The organism is Pseudomonas sp. GW822-FHT03F08, assembly GCF_058801265.1.
Map to the genome: position 1 here is coordinate 229,625 of NZ_JBXANC010000006.1, position 12,003 is coordinate 241,627.

The following is a 12,003-nucleotide window of genomic DNA, read 5'->3' on the forward strand; positions in this document are numbered from 1 at the left end:
CGCCATAAAACAGTGCACTTTCTTTACATTCGATTCGAATATGAACTTGGCTTATAACGTTCGAAAACAATTGAACAAGCTAATCGTATAAGCCCGACTAATGGACTGACTAACTGCCAGCAAGCACAGGAAAACCGGGGCCCTCACGGGGCTTGTTTTTCCTCCTGTAGTTGGCGTAGAGTTTGTCCACTGTGTTTGCATGGGTCAGCTTGGAATCGTGACCTGGGCAGTAGCCTACAAGTTAGCTACATCCCGTTCGACGTCTTCTTACTCTCCTGCAACCAGCCCCAGTACTCTTTCATGAGGAAGAGACTGTCATCAATTTTTGCGTCAAAGGAAATAAGAAATGTCCCAACGTCAGAGCGGTACCGTCAAGTGGTTTAACGACGAGAAAGGTTTTGGTTTTATCACTCCAGAAAGCGGTCCGGATCTGTTCGTGCATTTCCGCGCTATTCAGGGCAACGGCTTCAAGAGCCTGAAAGAAGGCCAGAAAGTGACTTTCGTGGCTGTGCAGGGCCAGAAAGGCATGCAGGCTGACGAAGTACAAGCCGAAGGCTGATCTTCTGTTACGAAAAAGCCCCTGATATTGATATCAGGGGCTTTTTTGTGCGCGCGAATCCGTAAAATGGCGCTTCACTTTCCGTCCAGAGGCTGCCATGTCGAAACACTTGCTCATCCCCCAGGGCGATTTTCCCGCCGTTGGCCTGGGTCGTCGTCTGGCAGCGATGTTCTATGACTTTCTGCTGTGTACCGCCCTGCTGATCGTCACCGGCGGGATCTACAAGATGATCCAGGCCACGATCATCGGCGAAGAGCGCCTGCGAGTGCTGACCGACGCCGGCAAGCTGGACGGCGACCCGCTCTACTCCACCGTGTTGCTGCTGGTGCTGTTTGGCTTCTTCGCCAAGTTCTGGACTCACGCTGGCCAGACACTGGGCATGCAGGTGTGGGGCATCCGCGTACAGAATGCCGATGGCACCGCGATCAGCCTGTGGCAGGCGCTGCTGCGGTTCATGGTGTCGATCGCATCGTGGCTGTGCCTGGGCGTGGGATTCTTCTGGTCGCTGTTCGACAAACGCAAGCGTACCTGGCATGACATCTATTCGGACACGCAACTGGTGCGGATCCCGAAGAAAGCCAAATAATCCTGCAGATGCAAAAACGCCCCGATCAAATCGGGGCGTTTTTGTTTGTGGCTCAAGGTCAGGCGTTGCCGGCCAGCTTCAACCGCGCAGCCTGAGTGAAATCGAGCATGCGCTTGAGTGGGCGAATCGCCTGGGGAATCAGCGCCGGGTCGACGAAGATCTCGTTCGAACCCTCCTTCAGGCACTTCAGCGTGCGCTCAAGGGTGTTCATGGCCATCCACGGGCAATGTGCGCAACTGCGGCATGCCGCGCCGTTACCGGCCGTTGGCGCCTCGATGAAGACCTTGTCCGGGCACAGCTGCTGCATCTTGTAGAAGATGCCGCGGTCGGTCGCGACGATCAGGGTCTTGTTCGGCAGCGTTTGTGCGGCAGCGATCAACTGGCTGGTGGAACCGACGGCGTCCGCCAGCTCGATCACCGACGTCGGCGACTCCGGGTGCACCAGAATGGCCGCGTCCGGGTACAACGCTTTCATGTCTTCCAGCTGCTTGGACTTGAACTCTTCATGGACGATGCACGCACCATCCCAGAGCAGCATGTCGGCGCCGGTCTGACGCTGAATGTAGGTGCCCAGGTGCTTGTCCGGGCCCCAGATGATGGTCTCGCCGTTGTCCATCAGGCTTTCGACGATCTCCAGCGCGCAGCTCGATGTCACCACCCAGTCGGCCCGGGCTTTGACCGCCGCCGACGTGTTGGCATACACCACGACCGTGCGCTCTGGATGCTGATCGCAGAACGCCGAGAACTCATCCACCGGGCAACCCAGGTCCAGCGAGCAGGTCGCCTCCAGGGTGGGCATCAGTACACGTTTTTCCGGGTTGAGAATCTTCGCGGTTTCGCCCATGAACTTCACGCCGGCGACCACCACGGTCTTGGCCGGGTGGGCGTTGCCGAAGCGGGCCATTTCCAGCGAGTCTGAAACGCAACCGCCGGTTTCTTCGGCGAGGGCCTGGATGATCGGATCGCAATAAAAGTGGGCAACCAGCACCGCGTCCTGAGCCTTGAGCTCGGCGGCGATGGCGGAACGGTAATAAGCCTCTTCCTCGGCCGTCAGCGGTTTGGGCTGCTTGGCGTCGAGGTGGGCTTGTACCAGAAGGCGTTCGGAAATCTGCGTCATGTTCGCAAGACCTGCAGGCGCATTCGCGCGAAAGTCGAGTATACACCCGGCTCCGGACCGCTTGAGGGTACCGCCGGGAGAGTGAGTTTTATCAGGCAAGGACAGCGTTGAAGCTGCGCAAGGCTACAGAATATCCCGGTGATGCAAAAGATGATTCTGACCTATGTCAGCGCAACGGCGCCGAAAGGAGACATGCCCGAATCGCAGGCAAAAAAAAACCCGGAAATCCTCACTTTCGTGGGCCTTCCGGATTTTCTAAACCGCCAAATATGGTGGGTCGTGTGGGATTCGAACCTACGACCAATTGGTTAAAAGCCAACTGCTCTACCAACTGAGCTAACGACCCGCTGTGTGGTGGCGCGTATAATACTGATTTTTAAGGACTATTCAACACCTAATTTGAAAATAATCAAAAATAAGGTGTCGGGTCGCTGATTCCGGCCGCTGCGAAGCCTTCTGCACGCAGTCGGCAGCTGTCGCATTTGCCGCACGCACGGCCATTATCGTCCGCCTGATAGCAGGAAACCGTCAGCCCGTAGTCAACACCAAGCTTCACGCCGGCCTGGACGATCTGTGCCTTGCTCAGGTTCTGCAACGGGGCCTGGATGCGGAAACCGTTGCCTTCCACACCAGCCTTGGTCGCCAGGTTGGCCATGCGCTCGAACGATTCGATGAACTCGGGACGGCAATCCGGGTAGCCGGAGTAGTCCACTGCGTTGACACCAATAAAGATGTCACGAGCGCCCAATACTTCAGCCCAACCCAACGCTAGAGAAAGGAACACCGTGTTGCGCGCCGGCACATAAGTCACCGGAATGCCTTCACCCAGTTCCTCCGGGATATCGATGCTGCTGTCGGTCAGGGCCGAACCGCCCATGCCGTTCAGGTTCAGACCGATCACCTTGTGCTCGACCACGCCCAGATCGCGAGCGACGCGTGCGGCGGCGTGCAGTTCGGCGTGTGAACGCTGGCCGTAATCGAAGCTCATGGTGTAGCAGCGATAGCCTTCGGCGCGGGCCATCGCCACGACCGTGGCCGAGTCCAGGCCGCCGGACAGCAAAATGACCGCACGCTTTTCAGTGGTGTTCAGTTGTTCAGTCATCTCAGCGCCCCGGCTCGTCATTCCATAGATACTTGTGCAGTTGCAATTGCAGGCGTACCGGCAAATTGTCCGCCACTACCCAATCCGCCAGATCCCGAGCATTCAGGTCATGGTGGCTCGGGGAAAACAGCACTTCGCCGGCACGCCGCTCAAGACCGTACTGGATCAGCTTGGATACCGCCCAGTCATAGTCTTCCCGCGAGCAGATGACAAACTTCACCTGATCGTTGGGCGTCAGCAACTCGATGTTCTCGTAACGATTGCGATGGGCTTCTTTGGAATCGGGGGTCTTCAGGTCGACAACCCGACTGACCCGTGGATCGACCGCGGAAATATCGAGGGCGCCACTGGTTTCCAGCGAGACTTCGTAGCCGGCATCGCACAACTGCTTGAGCAAAGGAATGGCATTGGGCTGTGCCAGCGGCTCACCGCCAGTGACACAGACGTAGCGCGGGCGAAACCCGGCTACCTGCTCGAGGATATCGTCGAGTGTACGAATGGTGCCGCCGCTGAACGCGTAGGCACTGTCGCAGTATTGGCAACGCAATGGGCAACCGGTCAGGCGCACAAAAACCGTGGGCAGCCCGGCAGTCCGCGTTTCCCCCTGCAACGAGTAGAAAACTTCGGTGATTCTCAATGTGTCTTGCATAGTCGCCACGGGCGTAACAGCTAAACAGGCTGTCCGCCTCCGTCAGGCACTTCAGGCAACCCCGCCATCGCGTAGATCACCAGAAGCGTGTTTCATAAAAGGGCGTGAATTCTAACGAAAAAACCCGCGACAAGCGCGGGTTTCTTCTAAACGGGTCAAACAGTATTACATGCGCTGCAGATCGCGCTGGGCCAACTGAGCAGCGGAGGTACCCGGATACTGGGACACCACCTGTTGCAGAATGCCTTTGACCTTGTCGGTGTGACCGAGGCGGCGCTCTACGTCAGCCAGCTTGTACAGCGAATCCGGCACTTTGGCATGCTTGGGATAGAGCTGCGAAACCTTGGCAAAAGCCTGACCTGCACCTTGCAGATCGCCTTTGGCCAGGTTCACTTCACCCAACCAGTACTGGGCATTGCCCGCGTATTGGCTGTTCGGGTATTTACGCAGGAAGGCGGCGAAAGCCTGGCTGGCCTTGTCGAAATCCTTGGCCTTGATCAGGTCGAAGGCTGCATCGTAATACAGCTTTTCCTTGGCCGGATCAGCCGGTTCGCCACCCGCGGCAGGTGCCTGGGCGGCCGCAGCGGCCCCGGCTCCAGCGGCGGCACCGGCAGCAGCACTTGCATCGCCACCGGCAGAAGAATTCTCAGGAGTCGCGGCAGGTGCAGCACCGGATCCTATGCGCCGATCAAGATCCTGGTATCGCTCCAGGGATTCTTGCTTCATGCGCGCAACCTGATTCTGCAGTTCTTCGATCACGCCTTGCTGGCGCGATATCTGATCCTGCATTTGTTGCAGTTGGTTGAACAGCATGCCTTGTGCCGAGGCAGGGGCCGAAGCCGCTCCCCCGGCATAGGCGCCGTTCGTACCGTAACCTGCAGGCGGATAACTGCTCCCGCTATTGTTATAACCGGAGTTGTCATCGACCACAGGAACCGCAGCCCACGCCGCAAGCGGCGCGAGGCTGAGAGCCAGAACAGTTACAGCACGACGGCACGTTCGCATATCGAATTACTTACGCAGTTCGACGCGACGGTTTTGAGCCCAGGACTGCTCGTCGTTGCCGGTAGCAACTGGACGCTCTTCGCCGTAGGAAACCAGTTCCAGCTGAGCTGGGGAAACACCTTGCAGTACCAGGTAGCGCTGAACGGCTTTCGCACGACGCTCGCCCAGTGCCATGTTGTACTCACGAGTACCACGTTCGTCGGTGTTGCCTTCCAGAACAACGCGAGCGCCGTTTGCTTTCAGGTCTTTGGCGTGAACGTCCAGAGCGCGCATGGCTTCTGGCTTCAGGTCCGAGCTGTCGTATTCGAAGTAGAAGGTGGTGATTGCGCGCAGAGCAGCTTCTTCGCTCAGGGAACCGTCAACGGCACCAGTGTTTGCGCCGTAACCAGCGTTTGGATCAACAGCGCCTTCACCGGCGTTGTCGCCGCCTTTGGACGAGCAACCTACAGCTACAGCCATGGCCAGAGCCAGCGCAGCAAATTTACCAAACTTCAGCATTTCCATCGTGAAACTCCTAATGAACCCCAGTGTGTTAAGTAAAACGTGTAGCGCCCGCTCACTTCAGGTAAGGGGACCAGGACGGTTCTCTGACTTCGCCTTGAGCGGTAGGAAGCGGGAGCCTAACGCGTCCATTAATGGACACGAGCATCAAGACTCCCCGGCCCTGTTGGCGGGTGGCGTAGATTACCATGGTGCCGTTGGGCGCAACAGTAGGCGACTCGTCCAGAGTGCTATCAGTGAGGATTTTTACACTTCCCCGCTGCAAATCCTGGGCTGCCACCTTGAAATTGGTGAAACCGTCCTGGCGATGGATCATTACCAGGGTCTTTTCATCAGCCGAAAGCTTCGGGTTGGCGTTGTAGTTACCGATAAAGGTCACTCGCTCCGCACCGCCGCCACTTGCACTGGTTTTGTAGATCTGTGGTTTGCCGCCACGGTCCGAGGTGAAGTAGATGGTCGAACCATCCTTGCCCCAGTACGGTTCGGTGTTGATGCCAGGACCTGCGGTCACGCGGGTGATCTGACGCGAAGCCAGGTTCATCACGTAGATGTCCGGGTTGCCGTCTTTCGACAGTACGAACGCCAGGCGATCACCATTCGGCGACCAGGCAGGAGCACCGTTCAGGCCTTCGAAGTTGGTGATCTGCTCACGGCGACCGGTGTCGATGTTCTGCATGAAGATGCGTGGACGCTTCTGCTCGAACGACACGTAGGCAATACGCTTGCCGTCCGGTGCGAAACGCGGCGACAGGATTGGCTCGCGCGATTGCAGCAGGGTTACGGCGCGGGCACCGTCATAGTCCGAACGTTGCAGCGTGTAACGGGTGTTCTTCTCGGAGAAGCGTTCAGCCGTCACGTACAGCAGGCGAGTCGAGAACGCACCGTCGATACCGGTGAGTTTCTGGAACGACTGGTCAGAGATGAAGTGCGCCATGTCGCGCAGTTGCTCGGTCGTGCCGGAAACACTGCCGTCCGCCACTTTCTGCTCGGTAGCGACGTTGAACAGAGCCCACTGCACTTGCAAGCGGCCACCGGCCGGCACGATGTTGCCGACCATGATGAACTGAGCACCTACCGCCTTCCAGTCACGGAAGATGATTTCGCTCGGCTGGCTTGGCTGGCTGATCATGTTCTGCTTTGGAATCGGAGCGTAGTAGCCCGAGTTGCGCAGATCGTTACCAACGATTTCAGCAATGTCGTCCGGCAGGACGGCGCCGCCCTGGAAGCCGAACGGCACGACGGCAATTGGCGTTGCCTGGGAGCTGCCACTGCTGACCAGGATATTTTTTTCATCTGCCGAAGCCAGTCCTGCAAAGCAGAACATGACTACAAGCAGTCCTCGAAGAAGGTTTCTCACAAGGCTAGATCCTCAGGTGTGAATGTCATCTTGAATGAACGATAGGGTGCGAAATCCGCTGGCTTCAGACCCTGCATTTCGGTCAATCGACCAATATTTTTTACAGCCGCGACGGCAGAGCTGTCGAACGGCGCGTCACCGCTGGAATGAGCAACCGAAACACCGGAGATCGTTCCGTCAGGGAGCATGTTGATTTGCAGTACCACCTTCATGCCTTTACGGGCCGACGGAGGCTGCGCCCAACCTTCAGATGCTCGCGAACGAATCAGATCATCGAAGTTGCCGGCGGTTTCATCACCCACTTCATCTGCCAAAGCCTGCTGACGCTCGGTCTTGTCAGACAGCAGGTCGGCCAGAGCCTGAGCCTTCTTGTCCTCGACCGATTTGCGTGCCGCGTCCTGCGCTTTCTTCTTCGCAGCATCGGCAGCAGCTTTCTTCTTGGCGTCTTCGGCGGCTTTCTTCTTCGCGTCTTCGACTATTTTCTTCTTGGCTTCTTCAGCGGCCTCTTTCTTGGCCTCTTCTTCAGCAGCCTTCTTGGCCTCTTCTTCGGCTTTCTTCTTGGCTATATCAGCCAATTGTTTCTCTTCTGCCTTCTTGGCGTCGGCGGCTTTCTTCGCGTCTTCGGTTTTCTTGGCTTCGTCAGCCTTCTTCGCCTGTTCCGCTTTCTTCGCCTCGTCGGCCTTCTTGGCTTCCTCGGCCTTTTGAGCCGCTTCTTCTTTCTTTTGTTCCGCAGCCTTCACCGCTTCCTGCTCGACCTTTTTCTGCTCCATCTGCTCGACTTCGGTCTGACGCGCGGCGGATTTCTTCGCCTCACCCGCAATCTTCTGATTGGTCTGGGTGGTCGCCTGACTTTTCGATTTCAGCTGGTACAGGGTCGCCTGGACAATCGGCTTGGCCACCGGCAGCTCAGGCGTCAGGGCAAAACTGACGAACAGCATGCCGAACACCAGCACGTGCAAGCCAATCGCCCAGACACTAGGCCAGAAGTAGCTTTCCGAGGCGGACGGCTCTCGCTGTTGCTGCATCAGGGGGCCTCGGTAATCAAGCCAACATTACCGACCCCGGCTTTCTGCAACCCGCCCATGGCGCCCATGACGGAGCCATAATCGACGGACTTGTCGCCACGGATGAAGACCTGGGTACGCTTGCCGCCTTCAGTGCCGGCGCGAATGATCTTGGTCACCGCATCGGTCATCTGCGGCAGGGTCATGGCCCTGTCCTGTTGCTTTTCAGTATCGACTTCGCTGCCAAGGTTCCAGTAGTAGGTCTTGTCAGCCTTGATCGAAATGGTCAGCACCTGGGTGTTGTTGTCCTGCGGCAAGGCTTCGCTGGAAACCTTGGGCAGATCCACTTTCACGCCCTGATTGAGCATCGGCGCAGTCACCATGAAGATGACCAGCAGCACCAGCATCACGTCGATGTAAGGCACTACGTTCATCTCGGCGACCGGCTTGCGCTTGTGTCGGGCTCGAGTGATTAAAGCCATCGGGAAATACCTGCTTATTCTTCGCTGGTGTGCACTTTGCGGTGCAGGATCGCCTGGAATTCATCGGCGAAGGTGTAGTAGCGGCTCAGCAAGGTTTCGCTGCGGGCAGAGAAACGGTTGTAAGCGATAACGGCCGGGATCGCGGCGAACAGGCCGATCGCGGTGGCGATCAGGGCTTCGGCGATACCTGGAGCCACAGTGGCCAGAGTGGCCTGCTGTGCGCTGGCCAGGCCGCGGAAGGAGTTCATGATCCCCCAGACGGTACCGAACAGACCGATGTACGGGCTGACCGAACCTACGGTGGCGAGGAATGGCAGGCTCTGCTCGAGTTTTTCTTCCTCGCGGGAGATGGCAACACGCATGGCACGGGCCACGCCTTCCATCACTGCTTCAGGATCGACACCCGGCTGCTGGCGCAGGCGCGAGAACTCTTTGAAGCCGGCACGGAAGATCTGCTCGACGCCCGAATCCGGATCCGGGTTGCTGCCGGCCTGACGATAGAGCTTGGACAGGTCGATACCCGACCAGAAGCGCTCCTCGAAGCTCTCCAGGGCACGTCGACCGGCGCGTATCAGATTGCTGCGCTGAAAGATCATGATCCATGAGGTCACCGATGCGGCCACCAGAGTCAACATTACCAACTGCACCACGATGCTGGCATTGCTGACCAGGCTCCACATGGAGGAATGGTCGACGACGTTAGCTTCCACGCTTTATCTCCTGCTTTAAGTGTGTACCCGTGCCGACCGCGTCGGCGAAAGCCGCACGCAAGTCTTCGGGAAGGGCCCGGGGTTTCAAACTGTTAGTGCGCACACAGGCCACCAGAAACTGCCCCTCACAGAGCAGCACATTATCCGTTGCCCGCCTGACCTGCTGTCTGAAGCGCAGGCTGGCACGGTTCAATTCGATTACATCAGCGCTTACCAGCAGCTCGTCGTCCAGTCGCGCCGGCGCGTGGTAACGCGCTTCGCTGGAGTGCACGACGAACAACAGGTCCTCCCCTGCCAGCGCCGACTGGGCAAAGCCCAGCTCCCGGAGCCGCTCGGTTCGAGCCCGTTCCATAAACTTGAGGTAATTAACGTAATACACGATGCCGCCCGCATCGGTGTCCTCGTAATAAACGCGACAACGATGTGCGAACGACTCAAGCCCGTTTTGCGCGCGCATACTCTAGTGCTTACTCCTCGGGTTGCCAATCCAGCCAGGCAACTGTTTTTCATTGTTCGAAGGCTTTACCGCAAAAGTACCGTCCTGAGACAGTACAAACGCTGAATAAATCGACAATAAATGTGTATTAATCGTCCACGGCATCGAGAAACTCGTCTACCACAGGCATCTCGCCCATTCGTGACGGAATGTTTAAACCAAAATGCAGGTATGCGTGCCGGGTCACCACCCTGCCCCGCGGCGTACGCATGATGTAACCCTGCTGAATCAAATATGGCTCCAGCACATCTTCGATGGTGTGGCGTTCTTCGCTGATCGCCGCCGCCAGGCTGTCGATACCGACCGGGCCGCCATCGAACTTCTCGATCATGGTCAACAGCAAACGCCGGTCCTGATGATCGAAGCCGTGCTCGTCGACATCCAGCAGGTTCAGCGCCAGGTCGGCGACGGACTTGGTGATGTGGCCCTTGGCCCGGACTTCGGCAAAATCCCGCACCCGGCGCAACAACCGGTTAGCGATCCGCGGCGTACCCCGAGCACGACGGGCAATCTCGAAGGCACCTTCCGGGTCCAGCGGCAGGCCGAGGATGTTCGCCGAACGGCTGACGATCGTCGCCAGGTCGGCGGTGCTGTAGAACTCAAGACGCTGGACGATACCGAAACGGTCACGCAACGGGTTGGTCAGCATCCCCGCCCGCGTCGTCGCGCCAACGAGGGTGAACGGCGGCAGATCGAGCTTGATCGAACGCGCCGCCGGTCCCTCACCGATCATGATGTCGAGCTGAAAATCTTCCATCGCCGGGTACAACACTTCTTCGACGATTGGCGACAGACGATGGATTTCATCGATGAACAGCACGTCGTGCGGCTCAAGATTGGTCAGCAGCGCCGCCAGATCTCCCGGCCGTTCGAGCACCGGGCCCGAAGTACTTTTGATCGACACGCCCATTTCCTGGGCAATGATGTTAGCCAGCGTGGTCTTGCCCAAACCCGGCGGGCCGAAGATCAAGGTGTGGTCGAGGGATTCACTACGGCCACGGGCGGCCTGGATAAACAGTTCCATCTGCTCGCGAACGGTCGGCTGGCCGATGTATTCGGCCAGGCTGACGGGACGTATCGCCCGATCCTGGACTTCTTCGCGCTCACGCGGACTGTGCGTGGCGGCGATCAGACGATCAGCTTCAATCACTTAAATCATTCCCTTCAGGGCGCGTCGGATCATGTCTTCGCTGCTCAGGCCTTTCTCTTTGATCGCGGAAATCGCCTTGCTGGCTTCCTGCGGCTTGTAGCCCAGGGAAATCAGCGCGCTGACCGCGTCGTTCTCGGCGGTGTTGACCGGCGCCGGGCCGTCCGGCTGGTTCGGCACCAGCGCAAACATGGCCGGCGAGGTTTCCCACGCCTTGAAGCGATCCTTGAGCTCCACCAGCAGACGCTCGGCGGTTTTCTTGCCCACACCCGGCACCTTGGTCAGCGCCGAGGTGTCCTGGGACTGCACGCAACGAATCAGCTCATCGACTTCCAGGCTCGACATCAAGGCCAGGGCCAGTTTCGGCCCCACACCATTGAGACGGATCAACTCGCGAAAAAAGTCTCGCTCACGCTTGCCGGCAAAACCATAGAGTAACTGTGCGTCTTCGCGCACGACCAGATGGGTGTGCAGGGTCAGCGGTTCACCGACCGACGGCAGGCGATACAAGGTGGTCATGGGCACTTCCAGCTCATACCCGAGGCCGTTTACATCCAGAATCAGGTGCGGCGGCTGTTTTTCAGCGAGGGTGCCGCGCAAGCGTCCAATCACGTTTCAGATCCTTGAGCGTTGGCCAGCCGTGGGCTGGCGACAATCAGAACGAAGAAACTCCGGCCGACAACACAGGCGCGCAAGTCCACATTCCGTAAATTTGATGCTGATGCTATCAGAGACGCAGGCGCCCGCCACGACTGCGTGCGGTTCCCAGACCGTGCGGCAGCAGACTGGAGCGAGTGTGCGCATGGCAAATGGCAATGGCCAGGGCGTCCGAGGCATCGATTTGCGGCTTGCTGGTCAGTTTGAGCATGTGCATGACCATCATCTGCACCTGCTCTTTATTGGCGGCGCCGGTGCCGACCACGGCCTGTTTGACCTGGGTGGCCGTGTACTCGGCGATCTCCAGGCTCTCTTCGGCGCCTGCAACGATAGCGGCCCCACGGGCCTGCCCAAGCTTCAGCGCCGAATCGGCGTTTTTCGCCATGAACACTTTTTCGATGCCCATGGTCACCGGGCCATAGGTCTGGATAATCTCGCGTACGCCGCGATAGACGATTTGCAGGCGCTCGTGCAGCTCACCGGCGCCAGTGCGGATGCAGCCCGAGGCGACATAGATGCAACCGCCGCGTCCGGTATCACGAACAATGCCGTAACCGGTAATGCGCGAACCGGGGTCGATACCAAGAATTAAAGTCATAAGCCTGCAGGTTCGAAAAAACACAAAAACAAA

Annotated in this window: 15 protein-coding genes and 1 tRNA gene; 2 read left to right on the forward strand and 14 right to left on the reverse strand. The window is 58.2% G+C overall.

The window, feature by feature from the left end:
- Nucleotides 1-346: 346 nt before the first annotated feature.
- Complete coding sequence (locus tag AC1RME_RS16940; protein ID WP_007934683.1) at nt 347-559, forward strand: cold-shock protein; 213 nt, start codon at nt 347-349, stop codon at nt 557-559.
- A gap of 97 nt (nt 560-656) precedes the next feature.
- A complete protein-coding gene (locus AC1RME_RS16945; protein WP_096818284.1) occupies nt 657-1,145 on the forward strand; it encodes an RDD family protein in 489 nt (162 codons plus the stop codon).
- A 58-nt stretch (nt 1,146-1,203) separates the two neighbouring features.
- Here AC1RME_RS16945 and nadA read toward each other — a convergent pair whose 3' ends face one another.
- The 14 genes from nadA to ruvC form a co-directional block, all read right to left on the reverse strand.
- Complete coding sequence (gene nadA / locus AC1RME_RS16950) at nt 1,204-2,262, reverse strand: quinolinate synthase NadA (RefSeq protein WP_096818286.1); 1,059 nt, start codon at nt 2,260-2,262, stop codon at nt 1,204-1,206.
- A 270-nt stretch (nt 2,263-2,532) separates the two neighbouring features.
- Nucleotides 2,533-2,608: transfer RNA gene (locus AC1RME_RS16955), tRNA-Lys, on the reverse strand.
- A 63-nt stretch (nt 2,609-2,671) separates the two neighbouring features.
- Nucleotides 2,672-3,364, reverse strand: a complete 693-nt coding sequence (queC, locus tag AC1RME_RS16960; protein ID WP_085730268.1) for a 7-cyano-7-deazaguanine synthase QueC — start codon at nt 3,362-3,364, stop codon at nt 2,672-2,674.
- Nucleotide 3,365: 1 nt separating this feature from the next.
- Nucleotides 3,366-4,013, reverse strand: coding sequence for a 7-carboxy-7-deazaguanine synthase QueE (gene queE / locus AC1RME_RS16965; RefSeq protein WP_007951198.1), 648 nt, complete (start codon nt 4,011-4,013; stop codon nt 3,366-3,368).
- A 165-nt stretch (nt 4,014-4,178) separates the two neighbouring features.
- A complete protein-coding gene (gene ybgF / locus AC1RME_RS16970) occupies nt 4,179-5,018 on the reverse strand; it encodes a tol-pal system protein YbgF (RefSeq protein WP_096818288.1) in 840 nt (279 codons plus the stop codon).
- Between the two features lie 6 nt (nt 5,019-5,024).
- Nucleotides 5,025-5,522, reverse strand: a complete 498-nt coding sequence (gene pal / locus AC1RME_RS16975) for a peptidoglycan-associated lipoprotein Pal (protein WP_003178634.1) — start codon at nt 5,520-5,522, stop codon at nt 5,025-5,027.
- Nucleotides 5,523-5,574: 52 nt separating this feature from the next.
- Complete coding sequence (gene tolB / locus AC1RME_RS16980; RefSeq protein ID WP_217993298.1) at nt 5,575-6,843, reverse strand: Tol-Pal system beta propeller repeat protein TolB; 1,269 nt, start codon at nt 6,841-6,843, stop codon at nt 5,575-5,577.
- 29 nt (nt 6,844-6,872) lie between these two features.
- Nucleotides 6,873-7,901, reverse strand: a complete 1,029-nt coding sequence (tolA, locus tag AC1RME_RS16985; RefSeq protein ID WP_493091563.1) for a cell envelope integrity protein TolA — start codon at nt 7,899-7,901, stop codon at nt 6,873-6,875.
- Nucleotides 7,901-8,353 (reverse strand): protein TolR, encoded by a 453-nt coding sequence (gene tolR, locus AC1RME_RS16990; protein ID WP_162803534.1) that lies wholly within the window; start codon nt 8,351-8,353, stop codon nt 7,901-7,903. The genes tolA and tolR overlap by 1 nt, the downstream gene beginning before the upstream one ends.
- Before the next feature lie 23 nt (nt 8,354-8,376).
- Complete coding sequence (gene tolQ / locus AC1RME_RS16995; protein WP_039766018.1) at nt 8,377-9,072, reverse strand: protein TolQ; 696 nt, start codon at nt 9,070-9,072, stop codon at nt 8,377-8,379.
- Nucleotides 9,062-9,529 carry a tol-pal system-associated acyl-CoA thioesterase gene (gene ybgC, locus AC1RME_RS17000; protein WP_096818294.1) on the reverse strand — a complete coding sequence of 156 codons (468 nt, stop codon included), beginning with the start codon at nt 9,527-9,529 and terminating at the stop codon, nt 9,062-9,064. The genes tolQ and ybgC overlap by 11 nt, the downstream gene beginning before the upstream one ends.
- Nucleotides 9,530-9,656: 127 nt before the next feature.
- Nucleotides 9,657-10,718, reverse strand: a complete 1,062-nt coding sequence (ruvB, locus tag AC1RME_RS17005) for a Holliday junction branch migration DNA helicase RuvB (protein ID WP_096818296.1) — start codon at nt 10,716-10,718, stop codon at nt 9,657-9,659.
- A complete protein-coding gene (ruvA, locus tag AC1RME_RS17010; protein ID WP_007951205.1) occupies nt 10,719-11,327 on the reverse strand; it encodes a Holliday junction branch migration protein RuvA in 609 nt (202 codons plus the stop codon).
- A gap of 115 nt (nt 11,328-11,442) precedes the next feature.
- Nucleotides 11,443-11,970, reverse strand: coding sequence for a crossover junction endodeoxyribonuclease RuvC (gene ruvC / locus AC1RME_RS17015; protein ID WP_007951206.1), 528 nt, complete (start codon nt 11,968-11,970; stop codon nt 11,443-11,445).
- Nucleotides 11,971-12,003 lie beyond the last annotated feature (33 nt).